This window comes from Sorangium sp. So ce302 (assembly GCF_051530145.1).
Taxonomy (GTDB): domain Bacteria; phylum Myxococcota_A; class Polyangia; order Polyangiales; family Polyangiaceae; genus Sorangium; species Sorangium cellulosum_B.
In genome coordinates this window covers 11,281,233-11,299,000 of record NZ_CP150326.1, presented here as the reverse complement: position 1 = coordinate 11,299,000, position 17,768 = coordinate 11,281,233, and the positions used below count along the sequence as shown (strand labels likewise).

Here is a 17,768-nt window from a genome sequence, read left to right as displayed (position 1 = left end):
ATCCTCCTTGGGTTCAGGGGATCACCATGGCCCCGGCCGTGGCCTCGGCTTGTACGAAGCGGCTGCGAGCGACCGAGCCCGGCGTGCGGCCCAGCGTGGCGACGATCGCGCGGGCCAGGTGGGCCTGGTCGTGGAAGCCGCCGGCGAGCGCCGCCTGCGCCAGCGGGGCGCCGTCCATGAGCGCCCGGATGGCCGTCCGCACGCGCAGGAAGGTCACGTAATCGCGCAGCGGGTGGCCGAAGGCGCCGTGAAACAGGTGGGAGAGCCGCGAGCGAGAGAGGCCCTCCGCGGCGGCGAGCGGGCCCAGCGCGGGGCGGCCCGGCGCCTGCTCCGCCAGGCGGCGCATGGCGCGGAGCACGCGGCGATCGACCGGCGGGCCGCCCGGCGCGAACGCACCGGCGCACGCCCTCATGAGCTCGTGCGTCGCCGCGTGATCGAGCCGGCCGCGGAGCGCGTCGCGCGCCGCCGAGCGCGCCCGCTCGGCCTGCGCGCCTTCGAGCACGAGCACCCGCCCGCGGGCGGCCGCCTGCGCGCCGGCGCCGAGCCCCTCGGGCGCAAGAAAGGTCGTCACCGTCGCGCCGGGAGAGCCGATGGAATGGGCGACCCCGGCGCCGGTGAGCACGGGCGCGCGCACCTCGAACGGCCGCCCGACCTCGGCCTCGATCTCGAGAGGACCCTCGACCGGCACCACCAGCTTGACCAGGTGGAGCGCATGACGGCGCGTCCCCCCGGCGCCCTCGATGATGTGCACGCCGCCGTGGCCGACAAGCGCCGTGTGCTCGAGAGCCATCACGCTCGAGAGCACATCACGCGGGCGCGGGCGGCGCAACCGGCGTGCCCTCGTTGACGCTGCTGCCTCGAGCGGGCATAGGGGGGAGATGCGCAGAATCGCTATCGAAGGGATGACCTGCGGCCACTGCGTCCAGGCGGTCTCGAAGGCGCTCGCGAAGGTCCCTGGCGTGACGCGGGTGAGCGAGGTGAGCCTCGAGCGCGGAGAGGCGGTCGTCGAGGGGAGCGCGGCGGCGGAGGCCCTCCACGCGGCCGTGCGCGAGGCCGGCTACGAGGCGCGCGACGCTGGCTGACGCCGCGGTGCCGGAGCTCGGCCGCCTTTGGTATGGTGGCGGCCACCATGACGCGACAGCAGAGCGAAGAGCGCTTTCCGGAAGGGTTCCTGTGGGGCGCCGCCGCGGCGTCGTACCAGATCGAGGGCGCCGCGCACGAGGACGGCAAGGGGCCGTCCGTGTGGGACATGTTCTGCAAGAAGCCGGACGCTGTGTGGAACGGCCAGACGGGCGACGTCGCGTGCGACCACTACCACCGGTACCAGGAGGACGTCGCCCTCATGCGCGACATCGGCCTCCGCGCCTATCGACTCAGCACCTCGTGGCCGCGTGTCCTCCCGGAGGGCACGGGCGCCGTCAACGAGCGCGGGCTCGCGTTCTACGATCGCCTCGTGGACGCGCTGCTCGAGGCGGGCGTCGAGCCCCACATCACGCTGTTCCACTGGGACTTTCCTCTCGCGCTCTACCACAAGGGCGGGTGGCTGAACCGCGACAGCGCCGACTGGTTCGCCGAGTACACGAGCGTCGTGGTCAGGAAGCTGGGCGATCGGGTGAAGGACTGGATGACGCTCAACGAGCCTCAGGTGTTCGCCGGCGCTGGCCACTACGAGGGGCGCCACGCCCCCGGCGACCGGCTGCGCTTCGCCGAGGTGCTCCGGGTCTGCCACCACGTCTTGCTCGCGCACGGCAAGTCGGTGCAGGCCATCCGCGCGGCGAGCCCCGGGAGGTGCAACGTCTATTATGCGCCCGTCGCGCAGGTGAAATACCCCGCGACCTCGTCGCCGGAGGATCTGGAGGCGGCGCGCGCGGCCACGTGGTCGGTGAACGCGCGGACCACGTGGACCAACACGTGGTGGATGGATCCCGTGTTCTTCGGCAGGTACCCCGAGGACGGGCTCCGCCTGTTCGCGAACGAGCTGCCCGAGGTCCGGAGCGGCGACATGGAGATCATCGCGCAGCCGGTCGATTTCTGCGGCGTGAACGTCTACTGGGGAGTCCCGGTGCGCGCCGGGGCGAACGGCGCAGCCGAGGTGGTGCCCCACCCGGTGGGACACCCGATCACCGCGTTCGAGTGGTCGGTCACCCCCGAGTGCCTCTACTGGGGGCCCAGGTTCTTCTACGAGCGGTACAAGCGGCCCATCGTGATCACCGAGAACGGGCTGTCGACCCGGGACTGGATCTCGCTCGACGGGAAGGTGCACGACCCCCAGCGCATCGATTTCATGGCGCGCCACCTGATCGAGCTCCGCCGGGCGATCGCCGATGGCGCGGCCGTGAACGGCTACTTCCACTGGTCGATCATGGACAACTTCGAGTGGGCCCACGGCTACAAACACCGCTTCGGCCTCGTCTTCGTCGACTACCCGACGGGCAGGCGCGTCCTCAAGGACTCGGCGCACTGGTATCGTGAGGTCATCGCCTCGAACGGCGCGACCCTCGGGGGGTGAGCGGCGCCGCGTCACGCGCAGCGACTCGATAATCTGCGGCGTTAACCAGGCTCGTTCGGTCACGCTCAGGGCATGAGGCCCGCCCCCACCACCGATCACCAACGTGAACGTGAACGTAAACGTTCGTATGTAGGAGAACGCGGCGCGAAGCGTTGGTTAACGCCGAGGGGATGGGCGTGATCGCTGCCGACTGCAGAGCGAAGGCGGTGTGAGGAACGGCCATTCGCCCGTGATCGCCGGGCGAATGGCCGTGTCGCCGGCGCGCGCTGCGCGGCCCGCTCCTCGATAAAGCGCCTCGGGCGGCTCAGGAGGCGATCGGCTCGTCGCCGTCTTCGTCCTCGTCGTCTTCTTCGTCGTCTTCGAGCGACTCGTCGCCTCCGCCCGCCAGGTCGTACCCGTGCGGATCGAACTCATCGAACATCGCCTGCAGGCGCTCGCTCAGGGAATCCCACGTGTCCGGCGGCTCGCTCGCGTGGCGGTCGCGCTCGGCGAGGGCGAGCGCGGCGGCGACCACCGCCGTCAGCGGGCGCGCGTCCTGGAGCACCGCGACCTTCGAGGCGTCGCCGCTGCACGCGTAAGCCAGCAGATACGCCCTGTAGATCTCCTCATTCGTCTTGTCGCTCATTCCTGATCCTTCGTCCTTGTCGTCCGCGCGCCGCCCGTCGCCCCGTCGCCGTGCTCTGGCCTCCTGGGCGCCGTGGAACCCGGGGGCGCGAGCCTAGCCCATCTCGGCGGCCCTCGGGGCCGCGTCGCGCCGGGAGCCCGCGCCACGCGGGCGCGGTCGGCTCAGTAGCGCAGCCGGTCCCGCAGGGCGCGCACCGCGCGCTCGAGCCCCTCGTGGTGGTGGAAGCAGCACTGCCCGATGCGCGGCTGGCACTGCGACGAGCGGAGCATCTCCAGGAACACGAGCGCGCGCGCGTCCCCCTCGAGCGCCGCGCGCTCGAAGAGCGCCTCCTTGCGCCGGCAGGGGGCCTCGCGCAGCGCCACGGCGATGCGCAGCGGGACGCTCGCGCGCTTCAGCACCTCGGGGCGGCGGAGCAGCGCCGCCGCGCGCTTTCCGCCCTGCGTGCCCCCGTAGCCGCTCCAGATCTCGTAGGCGATGTCGAGGCCCTCCGGGCCCAGGCGGCTCTCCAGCGCGTCGAAGATCGCGTCCGCGCGGCCGTCGGTCCGGTACGAGCTCTTCACGGCGACGGCGGCCGCGGCCGTCATCACGTCGCGTTGCTCGAAGGCGGCGCGATCCTTCTCGAGCAGCGTGAGCAGCGCGCTCTCCGCGTCGCCCCACCGCTTCGCCCGGACCGTCGCCACGAGGCGCTCGCGCTCGGCCGGGAGGCCCGCGCCCTCGAGCGGCTCCGGGCCGGCGAGCGCCGCGCCCGCGTCCGGCGCGTCCGCGTCCGGCGCCGCACCCGCGTCCAGCGCCGCCGCGACGTCGGCCGACCCGGGGGCCGAGGCGCTCGCGACGGGCGCCGCGGAGGGGGCTTGTAGAGGGGGGCCGAGGGCATCCTGCGCCTGGGCGGCCGGCGCCCCGGCGGGGGCCGTCTGCGCCGCTGCGGGCGCCGCCTGGAGCTCCGGACCGGCGGCCGCCGGGGCGCCCGCGCGCAGCCAGCCTGCGCCCGCGGGCAGCCGGCCGAGGAGCAGCGCGCCCGCCGCGCCCATCGCGGCCACGGCGGCCACCCCGAGCATCCAGCCCCACGCGCGCCCTCGCGCTCGCGGCCGGCCCCCTGCCGCCCCGCGCGCTGCCTTCCCGCGCGCCTCGCCGTCAGCCCCGGCGGCCCCGAGCTGCAGGCCGAACGCGTCGGCCTCGGCGCTGCCGGTCGCCGCTCCGCCAGCCGCGCCGCCCCTGGCCGCAGCGCTGCCGGCCGCGCCCGCGCGGTCTTGCCCTGCCGGCAGCTCGGGCGGCATGGCGTGCGGGATCGCGCGCAGCGGGTCGCTGAGCCGCCACGTCCCGCTCGAGAGCGGCTCCTTCCAGGGGAGGAGGCCGAGCGCCTCGGACCTCGGCACGGCCGCGTCGAGCGCCGCGAGCAGCGCGCGGGCGTTCGCGGGGCGCTCCGCCGGGTCCTTGCGCAGGATGCGCATCACGAGCGCCTCGAGCTCGCGCGGCGCCGCCGTGCCCGGGGCGCGCAGCCGGAGCGGCGGCGGCGCCGTGTGGAGCTGCTCGCGGAAGATCTCGACGGGCAGGATCGCGTCGAACGGGTGCTTCCCGGCGAGCATCTCGTAGAGGATGAGCCCGAGCGCGTAGAGATCGGAGCGCTCGTCGACGTGATCCATGCCCTGCGCCGCCTCGGGCGCCATGTACGCGAGCGTGCCGAAGACCATGCCGCTCAGCGTGATCCGGCCGGCGTCGGGCCGCGCCTCGCTGCTGTGCGCGTCCGTCGTGGAGAGGCGCTCGATCGGCACCTTCGCCAGGCCGAAATCGATGAGCTTCACGGCGTCGGTGCCGTCCTCGACCATGACGTTGCGCGGCTTCAGATCGCGGTGGATGACGCCGCGCTCGTGGGCCGCGGCGAGCGCCGCCGCGATCTGCCGCGCGATCTCCGCGGCGCGCGGGGCGGGCAAGGGGCCCCTCTTGATGATGCGATCGAGCGTCGTGCCGCGGACGTGCTCCAGCACGAGGAACCGGGAGCCGTCGGGGAGGGTGCCGAAGTCGGTCGCCGAGGCGATGTTCGGGTGCTGGATGTGCGCGCCCGCGATCGCCTCGCGCTCGAAGCGCGCCGTGAGCTCCGGGGAGCCCTTCGCCGCGGGCAGGAGGAGCTTCACGGCCAGCCACTTGCGCAGGAGCAGGTGCTCGGCCTTGTACACCGCGCCCATCCCGCCCGTAGCGACGAGCTCCACGATCCGGTACCGGTCCGAGAGGACCGTCCCGACCAGCTGGGCCGCCGCGCTCTCCGCGAGCGCGTTGCTCGCGACGGGCGGCGGATCGCCGGGGGCAGGGGGCGGGGAAGCGCTCACGTGAGGCGTGAACTGTCCGGCCTACCCCGATTTTTGTCAAAGGTGCGCTGATGTGGCGGTGCCGCTCCGGCTTGTCTATTGAATTGGCCGGGCGCTCGGGCCAAAGGATACGCCATGGCCGATCCCGTCCACGCCCTCGCCCGCGCATTCAAGGCGGCGATCACCGCCGCGTTCGGCGCCGAGCACGCCGCGGTTGATCCTTCCCTGCGCCGCTCCACCCACGCCGACTACCAGGCGAACGCCGCCATGGCGCTCGGCAAGCGCCTCGGCAGGCCGCCGCGCGAGGTCGCGGCGGCGATCGTGGCGGCGCTAGAGCTCGACGGGATCTGCCGGAAGGTCGAGATCGCGGGCCCCGGGTTCGTGAACCTGACGCTCGAGGACGCGTACCTCACGCGCGAGCTCGCCGAGACGGCGGGCGGCGGGCGGCTCGGGATCGCGCCCGCGGCCGAGCCCGAGACGGTGATCGTCGACTACTCGGGCCCCAACGCCGCGAAGGAGATGCACGTCGGCCACCTCCGCAGCACGATCATCGGCGACGCCCTCGCGCGCGTGCTCGAGGCGCTCGGCCACCGCGTGATCCGCCAGAACCACCTCGGCGACTGGGGCACGCCGTTCGGCATGCTGATCGAGCACATGCTCGACCTCGGCGAGGCCGCGGCCTCGCAGGAGCTCTCGGTCGGCGATCTCAACGAGTTCTACCGGCAGGCGCGCGCCAAGTTCGACGGCGACGCGGCGTTCGCCGAGCGCTCGCGCCGGCGGGTCGTGCGGCTGCAGGGCGGCGACGAGCAGACCCTCGCGCTCTGGCGGCAGCTCGTGCGCGAGTCGACGCGCTACTTCGACTCGGTCTACCGCCGCCTCGGCGTGACCTTGACCGACGCGGATTTTGCCGGCGAGAGCTTCTACAACCCGATGCTGCCCGACGTCGTCGAGGAGCTCGGTCGCAAGGGGCTGGCGCGCGAGAGCGAGGGCGCCCTCTGCGTCTTCCCGGCCGGCTTCACCGGCAAGGGCGGCGAGCCGCTGCCGCTCATCGTGCGCAAGCAGGACGGCGGCTACGGCTACGCCACGACGGATCTCGCGGCGATCCGCCACCGCCTCACGACGGTCGGCGCGCGCCGGATCGTCTATGTCGTCGGCGCGCCGCAGAGCCAGCACTTCGCGATGGTCTTCGCGACCGCGCGCGAGGCGGGCTGGCTCACCCCGCCGGCCCGGGCCGAGCACGTGGCGTTCGGCTCGGTGCTCGGGGCCGACAAGAAGATGTTCAAGACGAGGCGCAGCGAGACCGTGAAGCTCTCGGACCTGCTCGACGAGGCCCTGGAGCGCGCGGCGAAGGTGGTGCGGGAGAAGAACCCCGAGCTCGACGCCGAGGCCGGAGGCGCCGTGGCGCGGGCGGTCGGCGTGGGCGCGGTGAAGTACGCCGATCTCTCGAGCGACCGGATCAAGGACTACGTGTTCGACTGGGATCGCATGCTGGCGTTCGAGGGGAACACGGCGCCCTACCTGATGTACGCGCACGCCCGCATCCGCTCGATCTTCCGGAAGGCCGGCGTCGAGTCGCCGCGCGAGGCCGGGATCGTGCTGGGCGAGCCGGCGGAGCGGGCGCTCGTGCTGGAGCTGCTCCGGTTCGGCGCCGTGCTGGAGGACGTGGCGGCCACGCTCGAGCCGCACCGCCTGTGCGGTTACCTGTTCGAGCTCGCCGGGTCGTTCACGAGCTTCTACGAGCGCTGCCCGGTGCTCCGGGCCGAGAGCGACGACGTGCACCGCTCGCGCCTCGCGCTCTGCGATCTGACGGCGGAGGTGCTGGCGAAGGGCCTCGGCCTGCTCGGGATCGAGGCGCCGGAGCGGATGTAGAGCGAGCGTCCGGCAGCGGCGCCCGACCCTGCCTGCGTCCGGCGATCGCGCATCCGCCTGAGGATGCGCCTCTGCCTGAGCTGCGCGTGCCTGCCCGCGCATTCGAACCGAGGTTGCGCTCGCCCGCTCGAGGTTGCGCGCGACGTCGGTCCGTTCTCTCTGGCAAAGTGCGGCATGATCGAACAACGGTTGGCTCTCCCCTGCGCCGGCATGGCCGTGATGGCGGTGCTCGCCGTCGCATTCGGGTGCTCCGCGGTGGGCGGCGCGTCCGCGCCGGGGGGCGGGGGAGACGGGCGCGAGGAGCCCTCGGGGACCATCGGCGAGGACGGCCCCGGCGGGCTCGATGAGCCGGGCGAGCCAGAGCTGGGCTCCGGTGACGCAATCCCCATCACCGATCCCAACGTGGACGGCGACGGGGACGGGTTCACGCCCGCGGAGGGCGACTGCAACGATGTTGATGGAAATGTGAATCCAGGCGCGATCGAGGTCGAGGTCACTGAGCCTGACGCGAACGGCCAGATCCCCGCGCCGGCGGACGAGGATTGCGACGGGGTGATCGACGACGTGCCGCCACCGTGCGACGAGGGCCTCTCGCTGGAGGACTTCGATCCGGCGAACGGGGCCAAGGCGATCGACCTTTGCGCCGTGGCGTCCCGCGAGGACAGGCGGTGGGGTGTGCTCTCCGCGAGGTATGTCCGCGGGGACGGCTCGCCTGCAGAGCGGTCGCCCGCGGTTGGCCTCTTCGATGGGTTCGGCCCCAACGTGCACGTGCAGGGCGGCGCGCGCCTGCTCGCGCTCTCGACGGGGAGCGCACGCCTTCCTGGCCACCCCGACGCCTGCTGGTCCGGGAGCTGCTCGAGCTACGGTCCCGGCACCGCGCCGCCCGGGTTCCCTCAGGACAACCCTTCCTGTCCTCCGTCCAGCTTCATCAACGACGACGTCGGCCTCGAGGTCGTCCTCCGCGCGCCGACGAACGCGACCGGCTACGAGTTCCTCTTCAAGTTCTATACGTTCGAATACCCGGAGTGGGTCTGCGAGGACTTCAACGATCAATTCGTCGCGCTGGCGACGCCCGCGCCTCCCGGATCGTACAACGGCAATCTCTCGTTCGACGGGGAGGGAAGGCCGGTCAGCGTCAATATCGCGTTCTTCGATGTCTGCGACGGATGTCCGCTCGGCTCGGGTGAGCTCGTGGGGACGGGGTTCAGCCCGCGCCGCGACGGCGGCACCCGGTGGCTCAAGACCCGCGCGCCGGTGCATGGCGGCGAGGAGATCTCGCTCCGGTTCATCCTGTTCGACACAGGCGACGATCGCTTCGACTCGACCGCGCTCATCGATGGCTTCCGCTGGATCGCGACCGGCGGCACGGTCAGCCTGGAGACGGTGCCCGCGGTCCAGTTCCTCTGAGGCGAGGGGCGCTCCTCCCCGCGCCGACGCCTCGTCGGCGTGCGGTAGCGAGGCCTGGTCGCCTCGCTGGGCGCTTCGGGCTACCGGCACGTCCGGCAGTCCCCCCCGCAATCCACGGCGAGCTCGCTTCCATTCAGGACCCCGTCGTCGCACGAGGGCGCCTGGCAGACACGCTCCCTGCACACGCCGGACCCGCAGTTCTCGCCGGTGAGGCACGCCTCGCCCGCGGGGCAGAGCGGGCACGAGCGCGTGCCGCAGTCGACGCCGGTCTCGAAGCCGTTCGCGACGCCGTCGACGCAGGTCGGAGCCTGGCAAACCCCCAGGCGACACACGCCCTCCTTGCAGTCGATGCCCGTCTCGCACGAGGCGCCGAAGCCGCAAGGCTTGCACGAGCCGCCGCAGTCGCGGTCGGTCTCTCCTTCGTCTCCATCGGTGACGTCATTGTTGCAGTGCGGGGGGATGCAGGCGTCCGCCGTGCAGGTCCAGCCCTTGAGGCACTCCTCGCAATTCCAGATCTGGATGACACCACCACTCCCCTCGCAGGAAAGGAAAAAAGGCGCCGTCAGCCCCAATGCAATGACGCGTCGAAGCATGGTGCTCGCTCTTCTCGTAGTTGATGGTCTGGTGACGATGACAGTACATCATGCACGGGCATCGAGGGCACCGATCTGGCTTTTTGCGCGCGGATTTATAGCATTCCGGACTGGTGGTCCGGATTGTCAAATAATCGACATGAAGAGGTGCTCGGCGTGCGAGCGCCCTGATCCGACGCGCGGAGATCGGACACGCAGAGATGGGACGTGCAGAGTAAGGCGGGTGAGGAGAGGGGAGGGGGGCTCATCCACCACGCGCCGCGCGAGAGGGGCCGCAGCGGCCGTTCTCTACGGATCGGCAGGAGCGCGCCGTTCGATGGCTCTCGCGCCCGACAGGACCGCACCGAGCGCGCCGGCTGGACGGCGATGGGAAGAAGGGGCTGTGATGGCGCCTGGGCTCCTTGATGGGGCGGCGCGCTCCGAGCGCGCGCCGCGTGGCGGGGCGGCGCGCTCCGAGCGCGAGGCGGCGCGCGTCGCGCTCAGGTGCGGGCGGCGGCGCGGCGCGCCGCGATGAAGGATCGCACGCAGAGGGCGACGTAGCCCGCCGAGAGGACGGCCATCACGGACTGGGCGATGACGGCCGGGGGGCGCGCCACGTCGCCGCCGGAGAGCAGCGTCGGCAGCTGGGTCAGGCCGCGGGCGGAGCCGAGGAAGCCGAGGACGCCGACCATGGCCGACGCGTGCATGGCGTGCATGCGGTACCTCTCCTGTCGCGCGAGCAGGCCGAGCCCGATCGCGACGACCCCGAAGCCGGCCGGGATGAGCGCCGTCGGCGCGCTCGTCGCCGCGAATCCGCCGACGCCGAGCGCTGTGAGCAGCGCTCCGTAGCCCATGGTCAACGTGGACATGCTCGACATGAAGAGCCTCCTTTTCTTTCGGAGGCCCGGGATACCGCGCCGGGCGCGCGTCCGCCACAGCATCCGCCCGCCCGCCCGCCCGCCCGACCGCGACCGCGGCCGCCCGTGGTCGTCGCGCTCGCGTCCCTCAGCCCTCGCGCCCTCGCGGGTCTTCGCGGGCGGAGCGCCGCGGCGTGGTTAGAATCCGCCGTCCATGCTCGGCCTCTCCCGCCTGCGGGACAGCTTTGCCTACACACCACGGACGCTCCAGCTCGTCTGGCGCTCGTCGAAGGCGGCGAGCGTCGCCCTCGGCGCGCTCACGCTCGCCGCGGCGGCGCTGCCGCTCGGGGTGGCCTACGTGGGAAAGGCGATCACGGACGCGGTGGTCGCCCGCGACGAGCGCGCGGCGCTCGTGTGGGTCTCGGTCGAGCTCGGCCTCGTGGCCGCGCTCGCGCTCGCGCAGCGCGGGCTCTCGCTGACGCGGCAGCTGCTCGGCGCGCGGCTCTCGATCGACATCCACGGGATGATCCTCGAGAAGGCGCTCTCGCTCTCGCTGGTCCATTTCGAGGACCCCGAGTTCTACGACCAGCTCACCCGCGCGCGCCGCGAGGCGTCGTCTCGCCCCGCCGCCGTCGTGACCGAGAGCTTCTCCCTCGTGCAGAACCTGATCACGCTCGCGGGGTACGCCGCGCTGCTCCTCGGGTTCAGCGCCCTCGCGGTGCTCGCGCTCGTGCTCGCGGCCGTCCCCGCCACGGTCGCCGAGGCGCGCTTCTCCGGCGCGGCGTTCCGCCTCCGGAACTGGCGCTCTCCCGAGGCCCGCCGGCTCAACTACCTGGAGTACGTGCTCGCCAACGACGGCCACGCCAAGGAGGTGAAGCTCTTCGGGCTCGGGCCGACCTTCCTCGAGCGGTACAAGGCGCTCGCGGCGTCGTTCTACCGGGAGGACAGCGCCCTCGCGGTCCGCCGCGCCGGGTGGTCCTATGGCCTGTCGCTCCTCGGCACCGCGGCGTTCTACGGCTGCTATGGCGCCATGGCGGCCGGCGCCGCGGCGGGGCGCCTCTCGCTCGGCGAGATGGTCCTTTACGTCGCCGCCTTCCGGCAAGGCCAGCAGGCGTTCCAGGCCGTGCTCGCCGGCGTCGGCGGCATGTACGAGCACAACCTCTACATGTCGAATCTCTTTCAGTATTTGTCCATCCCGACCGGCGAGCCGCCCGCGCCGCCGGCCGGCCGCGCAGACGCGCCTGCGCCCCTGCCGGCCGACGGCGCGCGCGACCGGGGCGTGCGGTTCGAGGGGGTCGGCTACCGGTATCCTGGACAGTCGCGCTGGGCGCTCCGGGGGATCGATCTCCACATCCCGAGCGGTCAGAGCCTGGCGCTCGTCGGGCACAACGGCGCCGGAAAGACCACGTTCATCAAGCTGCTCGCGCGCTTGTACGAGCCCACCGAGGGGCGAATCCTGCTCGACGGCAAGGATCTCCGCGCCTGGGAGCCCGACGCGCTCCGCCGGAGGATCGGTGTCGTCTTTCAGGACTTCAACCAATACCAGCTCACGCTGCGCGAGAACGTCGGGCTGGGCAGCGTCGAGCACCTCGCGGACGAGCCGCGCGTCGCGCGCGCGGTCGCCGAGGGCGGCGCCGACGAGGTCGTGACGGTCGTGCCCGGGGGCCTCGACGCGCAGCTCGGGCGCTGGTTCAAGGGCGGCGTCGAGCTGAGCGGCGGGCAGTGGCAGAAGGTTGCGCTCGCGCGCGCCTTCATGCGCGAGCAGGCCGACATCCTCGTGCTCGACGAGCCGACCGCGGCGCTCGACGCCGAGGCCGAGCACGCGGTCTTCCAGCGGTTCAGGTCCTTGTCCAAGGGGCGGACGACCATCGTCATCTCTCACCGCTTCCCGACCGTGCGCATGGCCGACCGCATCGTCGTGCTCGACGGCGGGCGCATCGTCGAGGAGGGCACCCACGACGAGCTCGTCGCCCGTGGCCAGCGCTATGCCCGCATGTTCGCGCTGCAGGCCGAAGGGTACCTGTAGCGCCGCCGGCGCGGCGCGTTCGGTACGCCGGCGAGCGGGCGCGCTCCTCACGCGGGGCGGCCTGCCTTCTCGGGGGCTCGGGCGAGCTCTGCCTGCTAGGCTCGCGCTCATGCGCGACACGCTCCCCAAGGAGGTCGGCCAGGCGGTCCACATCCTCCGGTTGCTCCGTGGGCTCAGCATGCAGGAGTTCGCGGAGCGGGCGCAGCTCTCGGCCACGTACCTGCGGCAGGTCGAGCGCGGCGAGCGGGATCTCGGGCTCGGCGCCCTCGGCCTGATCGCCCAGGGGCTCCAGTGCGAGCCGCGCCTCCTGCTCCCGGGCGACGGGCGCAGCCCTGTCGCGTCCATCGTGGCAGAGCGCTTTGACCAGGCCGAGGAGGCGCTCCAGAGCGCGATCCTCTTTCTGCTCATGGAGCCTGACGACTCACCGAGAAAGCAAGCAATGCTCGCCCTCGCCAGCGAAGATCCGGAGCGCGCACGCCCGGCAGCTCCGCCCAAGTCGCCCCGCCCGGAGCGCGCTTTTTCAGGGCGTATTACTCCGCCGTCGAGCCGTCGTTCCGGAAAGTGATAGACCCGCCTCGCGCGCTCCGTGGCGCCGGTCCGCGCTGGCGACGGCTTCCGCGCGCCTGAGACCTCTGTTACTGTCTCCGCCAACCGATGTTCCCCGCGCCGTGTCCGGGGGTGTCATGGACTCGAACCTCGTGCCGGAGGTCCGACGCAGTGAGCAGAATCTTTTGGGCTGATCCAACACCGCAGCCAACATCGAAGAACGCGCGCCGCGCCGTCCTCTCCTTCCAGCGCGCGAGGCCTGAATCCTCCGTGCCCGTCGCGCGGATCGAGGCGGAGGGGCCATGGTGATCCTCGGGCAGGAGTTCGCGGGGTACACCATCGTCGCGAGCCTCGACTCTCCCGCTCCGGCGGAGGCGTATCGCGCGCTCGACGCCGATGGCCGCGAGGTGACGCTCTATGTCCAGGAGGGCATGGGCATCGACGCCGATGCGTTCCGCGGCGCGCTGGAGAGGCTCCTCTCGCTGTCTGCGCGGGTGCACGGCATCGTGCCTGTGATCGCGGGCGGGATGGAGGGAGATGCGGGGTGGATCGCTGCCCGGCAGAGCGACGATCCCTCGGTGGAAGATCTGCTGCCCCGGCTTCGCTCCGTCGCGTACGAGCTCGTCGTCGACGTCGCGCGGACGCTGGGCGCCGCGCACGCGCTGGGGCTCTCGCACGGGGATCTCGGCCCGCACACGGTGGTGATCACCGGTCAGGGCGCCGCTGTCCTGAGGGCGTTCGGGCTGCACCTGCCGTTCGGGGCGCCCGAGGACGCCATGGCGGATGCGGCGCGGTACCGGGCGCCGGAGCTCTTCAACGATCCGCATGCTCGCGCGATCGATGAACGAACCGACGTCTACGGGCTCGGGATGCTGCTGTATTGCCTCCTCGGGGGGCAGCGCCCGTTCGACGGCCGCGACGATCTGGATGTGTGCGCGCTCGACGAGGTGCCGCCGCCGCTCGAGGGGGTGTCGGCCCAGGTGAACGAGGCGCTGACCCGGGCGCTCGCGAAGGACCCTGACGCGCGGTTCCAGACGGTCCACGAGCTCATGGCCGCCGTGCGGCCGCTGCTCGTGGGCGCGGCGCCGCTCGCGGGGGGCGCTCCGCCGCCGAGGGGGCCGCGCCCGCAAGCTGCGGCCGCCCCGTCGCTGCAGGAGTCGGCGCCGGATACGGAGCGGAGCGTGCCCGCTCCGGTGTCCCGCAACACGCTGCCCACCGGGACCCTCCCTCCGGAGGCCATGCGGCACCCCGTCGTCGAGATCGCCGCGCCGCGCTCTCGCAGCAACGTCCTGCTGGCCGGCGGAGCGCTGCTGCTCGTCGCGCTGACGAGCGCCGCCGTCGCGGTGCCATTGAGCTCGTACATCGCCCGACATGGGATGCCGCCCCCACCCGCTGGGCCGCCGGCTCACGTGAGTGACTCACATCACAATGAGCCGACAGCTTCCCCGATGCAGTGCGATCCCGGCGCCTCCGAGGCGGCGGGTTCTGCCGTGGAGGCGCCGGCGACGAAGTCCGGGGTGACGCGCCGTGCTGAGCCCGCCCCGCTGGTCGCGACTCCCGCCGTGGAAGCCAAGGGTAGCCCCGGGCAACCGTGGTACGGCGACCAGCTGTTCTAAGGCAATCCCACAGGTCCGGTAGCAAACGACACCCCGGCGGATTGGGGCCGCCGGGGTGTCTACGCCGCAGACCTCGTGCCGGAGGCCTGGACGCATGGCTAGCCTACTCAAAGCATTGCCTCGATCGATCGTATTTTCTCGCTTCGAGGACAATTTTTCTTCGATTGCCAGCGGAGCCGCCTTTCCGGCCGGATTTGGGAGGGCGGGCGGGGCGAGTTGCCGGGCGGTGAACCGACCGAGGTTGAGGGCGGGGCGCCGACCGACGGGTGAACCGACCGAGGTTGAGGGCGGGGCGCGGGCGCCGACCGAGGTTGGGGATGCCGGCGAGCGAGGATGCTGAACCGCAAGCCCGAGGACGCGGTCGGCCCTCAGGCTCCCCTCGGCTCACCGCGATCGCTCAGCGGAGCTCGTTCCCCGGGAGCGGCTGGAACACGTTTGCCCGGTACCACCTGAGCTCCTCGATCGACTCGCGGATGTCGTCGAGCGCGCGGTGGATCTCGCGCTTCTTGGGCGCGGCGCGCAGCGGATACCAGCGGCGCACGAGCTCCTTGAGCGTCGAGACATCCACGATGCGGTAGTGCAGGAAGGAGAGGAGCTCCGGCATGTAGCGCTGCAGGAAGGCGCGGTCCTTCCACACGGAGTTGCCGCACAGCACGGCCGTCCCCTTGTCACAGTGCGCCTCGAGGAACGCGCGCGTCTCGGACTCCGCGTCGCCGACCGAGAGCGTGGACGCGCGGATACGCTCGAGGAGCCCCGAGCGCTCGTGGAGATCGCGGACGAAGTCGCTCATTCCCGCGAGGACGCTCTCCGGCTGGTGGATGACGAGGCACGGCCCCTCGGCGACCACGGTCAGGTCGGGCTCCGTAACGATGGTCGCGATTTCCACGATCGCACACGAGCTCTCGTCGAGCCCCGTCATCTCGAGATCGACCCACACCATGCGCTGCGACCGGTCCGTCATCGGCGGCGAGCATAGCCGATCCGCGCCGGCTCAGGTCCACCGAGACCCGGCGCGACCAGGCTGCCCCGGGAGCGGGCGGTGTGCTAAGCACGGGCCGGACATCGGGCTCGGAGGCCTGTCATGCGAGACGTCTTCATCGTGGATGCCGTTCGCACGCCGCGCGGGCGCGGCAAGGCGGGCAAGGGAGCGCTCTCGGGCGTGCACCCTCAAGAGCTCCTCGCGCAAACGCTCAATCGCCTCGCCGAGAAGACCGGGATCCGCAAGCAGGACGTCGAGGATGTGGTCGTCGGGTGCGTGACCCAGGCGGGCGAGCAGGGCGCGTGCATCGCGCGCACCGCCATCCTCGCGGCCGGCTGGCCGGACGCAGTGACCGGCGTGACCGTCAACCGCTTCTGCGGCTCGGGCGCGCAGGCGGTGAACTTCGCGGCGATGGGGGTCATGTCCGGCCAGCAGGAGGTCGCCGTCGGCGGCGGCGTCGAGAGCATGTCGCGCGTGCCGATGGGCTCGGACGGCGCGCCCCTCGACGGGAACAACCTCGCCCTCCGCAAGAAGCTCGCGATGGTCCCGCAGGGCATCTCGGCGGACCTCATCGCCACGATCGAGGGCTTCTCGCGCGAGGACGTCGACCGCTTCGCGCTGGAGAGCCAGCGCAAGGCCGAGCGGGCCGCGGGCGAGGGGCGCTTCGCGAAGAGCCTCTTCACGGTCGTCGATCTCGACGGCAAGCCGCTGCTCGACAGGGACGAGCACCCGCGGGCCGGGGCGACGATGGAGGCCCTCGCGAAGCTCGAGCCGGCGTTCGGAAGCCTCGGGTCGACGCCGATGGGCCCCGCCGGCGAGACCGTGGATGCGCTGGCGCTGGCGCGCTATCCGCAGGTGGCGTCGATCCGGCACGTCCACACGGCGGGCAACTCGAGCGGCATCGTGGACGGGGCGGCCGTCGTGCTGCTCGCGTCCGGCGACTACGTGAAGGCGCACGGGCTCGCCCCGCGGGCGAGGATCCGCGCCACGGCGACGGCCGGCGCCGAGCCGGTGATCATGCTGACGGCCCCTGCGCCCGCGTCGGAGCGAGCCCTCAAGAAGGCGGGCATGCAGGCGCGCGACGTCGATCTCTGGGAGATCAACGAGGCGTTCGCGGCGGTGCCGCTGCAGACGGCGCGCAAGCTCGACATCGACCTCGACCGCGTCAACGTGAACGGCGGCGCGATCGCGCTCGGGCACCCGCTCGGCGCGACCGGGGCCTGCCTGATCGGGACGGCGCTCGACGAGCTCGAGCGCGCCGGCAAGGCGACCGCGCTGATCACGCTGTGCATCGGCGGAGGGATGGGCGTGGCGACCATCCTCGAGCGGGTGTGAGCCGCTCCGGCGCGGCGATGGGGGTGCGCGACGATCACGGGAGCGCCTCGGACGAGCACCAGCACGGGCGCGGCGCTCGGCGCGGCGAGGGGCACGATCACGGGCATCACCATGCCCCGGGTCACGATCACGACCACGATCACGACCACGGCGACCCGCAGCATCACGACCACAGCCACGATCTCCGGCACGCGCCGCTCCGCCGGCTGATCGCGGCGTTCGCCCTCACGGCGTCGTTCCTGGTCGTCGAGGCGGCGGTCGGGTGGTGGTCGAAGAGCCTCGCCCTGCTGGCCGACGCGGGCCACATGCTCGCGGACGCCGCGGCGCTCGGCATCGCCATCATCGCCCAGCGCATCGCGGCGCAGGCGCGGACGCGCGAGCGGACGTACGGCTTCCGGCGCGCGGAGGTGCTCGCGGCCTTCGCCAACGGCGTCGCGCTGGCGCTGACGGCGATCTGGATCTTCATCGAGGCGGCCCACCGCTGGCGCGCGCCCCAGGCGGTGCACGCCGAGGCGCTGGCGATCACCGCGGCGCTGGGGCTGCTCGTGAACGTGGTCGCGGCGCTGCTGCTCTCGACCGGCGAGCACGGGCACAACATCAACACGCGGGCCGCGCTGGCGCACGTGCTGTCGGACGCGCTCGGCTCGGTCGGCGCCATCGCTGCGGGCGTGCTCATCCTCGCCTTCGGCTGGACGCGGGCCGATCCGGTGATCAGCGCGGCCATCGGCGCCCTCGTGCTCTGGGGCGGCTGGCGGCTCGTGCGGGACACGTCCCGCGTGCTCATGGAGGGCAGCCCGATCGAGATCGATCTCGCCCACGTCGAGGACACCATCCGGAGCGTGCCCGGCGTCGTCGACTTCCACGATCTGCACGTCTGGTCGATCTCCGACGGCTTCAACGTGCTCACCGTGCACGTCGTCCTCGCCAAGGGGCACCACGGCACGAACGTGGCCGCCGCGGTGGCCCGGCGGCTGCGCGAGAAGCACGCGCTCACCCACTGCACGATCCAGCCGGAGCCGCTCCAGGAAGAGCTCCTGGTGACGCTCAGGCGGCCGGGCGGCGGGGCGCCGGGCGGGGACGGGCCCGCGGGCGACCGGAGCGGCGCGTAGGGCCCTACCGGGACAGGC

Annotated in this window: 15 protein-coding genes; 9 read left to right on the top strand and 6 right to left on the bottom strand. The window is 72.4% G+C overall.

The genetic code is table 11. From position 1 onward, the window contains the following. Window positions 1-13: 13 nt before the first annotated feature. Window positions 14-790 carry a helix-turn-helix domain-containing protein gene (locus tag WME73_RS42765; RefSeq protein WP_437913334.1) on the bottom strand — a complete coding sequence of 259 codons (777 nt, stop codon included), beginning with the start codon at window positions 788-790 and terminating at the stop codon, window positions 14-16. An 88-nt stretch (window positions 791-878) separates the two neighbouring features. On the opposite strand from WME73_RS42765, the gene WME73_RS42760 reads away from it, so the two are divergent. After that, window positions 879-1,082 (top strand): CopZ family metallochaperone, encoded by a 204-nt coding sequence (locus WME73_RS42760; protein WP_437913333.1) that lies wholly within the window; start codon window positions 879-881, stop codon window positions 1,080-1,082. Window positions 1,083-1,129: 47 nt separating this feature from the next. After that, the gene (locus WME73_RS42755) at window positions 1,130-2,509 is read left to right on the top strand and encodes a GH1 family beta-glucosidase (RefSeq protein ID WP_437742019.1); all 1,380 of its coding nucleotides are present in this window, start codon (window positions 1,130-1,132) and stop codon (window positions 2,507-2,509) included. A 304-nt stretch (window positions 2,510-2,813) separates the two neighbouring features. Here WME73_RS42755 and WME73_RS42750 read toward each other — a convergent pair whose 3' ends face one another. Together WME73_RS42750 and WME73_RS42745 are read right to left on the bottom strand one after the other, a co-directional pair. Beyond that, on the bottom strand, window positions 2,814-3,134 hold the full coding sequence (locus WME73_RS42750; protein ID WP_437712070.1) for a hypothetical protein: 321 nt from the start codon (window positions 3,132-3,134) through the stop codon (window positions 2,814-2,816). Between the two features lie 161 nt (window positions 3,135-3,295). Then, on the bottom strand, window positions 3,296-5,455 hold the full coding sequence (locus tag WME73_RS42745) for a serine/threonine-protein kinase (protein ID WP_437913332.1): 2,160 nt from the start codon (window positions 5,453-5,455) through the stop codon (window positions 3,296-3,298). A 114-nt stretch (window positions 5,456-5,569) separates the two neighbouring features. Here WME73_RS42745 and argS point away from each other — a divergent pair, with 114 nt between their 5' ends. Together argS and WME73_RS42735 are read left to right on the top strand one after the other, a co-directional pair. Next, entirely contained in the window at window positions 5,570-7,303 is a 1,734-nt protein-coding gene (gene argS, locus WME73_RS42740) for an arginine--tRNA ligase (protein ID WP_437913331.1), read from the top strand. Between the two features lie 174 nt (window positions 7,304-7,477). Next, window positions 7,478-8,710, top strand: a complete 1,233-nt coding sequence (locus tag WME73_RS42735; protein ID WP_437742016.1) for a choice-of-anchor L domain-containing protein — start codon at window positions 7,478-7,480, stop codon at window positions 8,708-8,710. An 80-nt stretch (window positions 8,711-8,790) separates the two neighbouring features. Here the strand turns inward: WME73_RS42735 and WME73_RS42730 are convergent, their stop codons facing one another. Together WME73_RS42730 and WME73_RS42725 are read right to left on the bottom strand one after the other, a co-directional pair. Next, complete coding sequence (locus WME73_RS42730; protein ID WP_437742015.1) at window positions 8,791-9,303, bottom strand: hypothetical protein; 513 nt, start codon at window positions 9,301-9,303, stop codon at window positions 8,791-8,793. A gap of 479 nt (window positions 9,304-9,782) precedes the next feature. Further along, entirely contained in the window at window positions 9,783-10,160 is a 378-nt protein-coding gene (locus WME73_RS42725; protein ID WP_437742014.1) for a hypothetical protein, read from the bottom strand. A 193-nt stretch (window positions 10,161-10,353) separates the two neighbouring features. Here WME73_RS42725 and WME73_RS42720 point away from each other — a divergent pair, with 193 nt between their 5' ends. From WME73_RS42720 to WME73_RS42710, 3 genes are all read left to right on the top strand, one after another. Continuing rightward, window positions 10,354-12,165 carry an ABC transporter ATP-binding protein gene (locus WME73_RS42720; RefSeq protein WP_437742013.1) on the top strand — a complete coding sequence of 604 codons (1,812 nt, stop codon included), beginning with the start codon at window positions 10,354-10,356 and terminating at the stop codon, window positions 12,163-12,165. 109 nt (window positions 12,166-12,274) lie between these two features. Further along, the gene (locus tag WME73_RS42715; protein WP_437742012.1) at window positions 12,275-12,730 is read left to right on the top strand and encodes a helix-turn-helix domain-containing protein; all 456 of its coding nucleotides are present in this window, start codon (window positions 12,275-12,277) and stop codon (window positions 12,728-12,730) included. A gap of 283 nt (window positions 12,731-13,013) precedes the next feature. Continuing rightward, complete coding sequence (locus WME73_RS42710) at window positions 13,014-14,327, top strand: serine/threonine protein kinase (protein WP_437742011.1); 1,314 nt, start codon at window positions 13,014-13,016, stop codon at window positions 14,325-14,327. A gap of 397 nt (window positions 14,328-14,724) precedes the next feature. Here WME73_RS42710 and orn read toward each other — a convergent pair whose 3' ends face one another. Then, on the bottom strand, window positions 14,725-15,288 hold the full coding sequence (gene orn, locus WME73_RS42705) for an oligoribonuclease (RefSeq protein WP_012240261.1): 564 nt from the start codon (window positions 15,286-15,288) through the stop codon (window positions 14,725-14,727). Between the two features lie 120 nt (window positions 15,289-15,408). Here orn and WME73_RS42700 point away from each other — a divergent pair, with 120 nt between their 5' ends. Both WME73_RS42700 and WME73_RS42695 read left to right on the top strand, forming a co-directional pair. Beyond that, window positions 15,409-16,641 carry an acetyl-CoA C-acetyltransferase gene (locus WME73_RS42700; RefSeq protein ID WP_437742010.1) on the top strand — a complete coding sequence of 411 codons (1,233 nt, stop codon included), beginning with the start codon at window positions 15,409-15,411 and terminating at the stop codon, window positions 16,639-16,641. Continuing rightward, window positions 16,638-17,750 (top strand): cation diffusion facilitator family transporter, encoded by a 1,113-nt coding sequence (locus tag WME73_RS42695; RefSeq protein ID WP_437742009.1) that lies wholly within the window; start codon window positions 16,638-16,640, stop codon window positions 17,748-17,750. The genes WME73_RS42700 and WME73_RS42695 overlap by 4 nt, the downstream gene beginning before the upstream one ends. Window positions 17,751-17,768: the final 18 nt, after the last annotated feature.

What these genes read in the sequence shown, in the direction of transcription:
- WME73_RS42750 (WP_437712070.1), bottom strand. Translation starts at nt 3,134, where the DNA reads ATGAGCGACAAGACGAATGAGGAGATCTACAGGGCGTATCTGCTGGCT.
- WME73_RS42700 (WP_437742010.1), top strand. Translation starts at nt 15,409, where the DNA reads ATGCGAGACGTCTTCATCGTGGATGCCGTTCGCACGCCGCGCGGGCGC.
- WME73_RS42725 (WP_437742014.1), bottom strand. Translation starts at nt 10,160, where the DNA reads ATGTCGAGCATGTCCACGTTGACCATGGGCTACGGAGCGCTGCTCACA.
- WME73_RS42760 (WP_437913333.1), top strand. Translation starts at nt 879, where the DNA reads ATGCGCAGAATCGCTATCGAAGGGATGACCTGCGGCCACTGCGTCCAG.
- WME73_RS42735 (WP_437742016.1), top strand. Translation starts at nt 7,478, where the DNA reads ATGATCGAACAACGGTTGGCTCTCCCCTGCGCCGGCATGGCCGTGATG.
- WME73_RS42730 (WP_437742015.1), bottom strand. Translation starts at nt 9,303, where the DNA reads ATGCTTCGACGCGTCATTGCATTGGGGCTGACGGCGCCTTTTTTCCTT.
- WME73_RS42710 (WP_437742011.1), top strand. Translation starts at nt 13,014, where the DNA reads ATGGTGATCCTCGGGCAGGAGTTCGCGGGGTACACCATCGTCGCGAGC.
- WME73_RS42715 (WP_437742012.1), top strand. Translation starts at nt 12,275, where the DNA reads ATGCGCGACACGCTCCCCAAGGAGGTCGGCCAGGCGGTCCACATCCTC.
- WME73_RS42755 (WP_437742019.1), top strand. Translation starts at nt 1,130, where the DNA reads ATGACGCGACAGCAGAGCGAAGAGCGCTTTCCGGAAGGGTTCCTGTGG.
- WME73_RS42720 (WP_437742013.1), top strand. Translation starts at nt 10,354, where the DNA reads ATGCTCGGCCTCTCCCGCCTGCGGGACAGCTTTGCCTACACACCACGG.
- WME73_RS42765 (WP_437913334.1), bottom strand. Translation starts at nt 790, where the DNA reads ATGGCTCTCGAGCACACGGCGCTTGTCGGCCACGGCGGCGTGCACATC.
- argS (WP_437913331.1), top strand. Translation starts at nt 5,570, where the DNA reads ATGGCCGATCCCGTCCACGCCCTCGCCCGCGCATTCAAGGCGGCGATC.
- orn (WP_012240261.1), bottom strand. Translation starts at nt 15,288, where the DNA reads ATGACGGACCGGTCGCAGCGCATGGTGTGGGTCGATCTCGAGATGACG.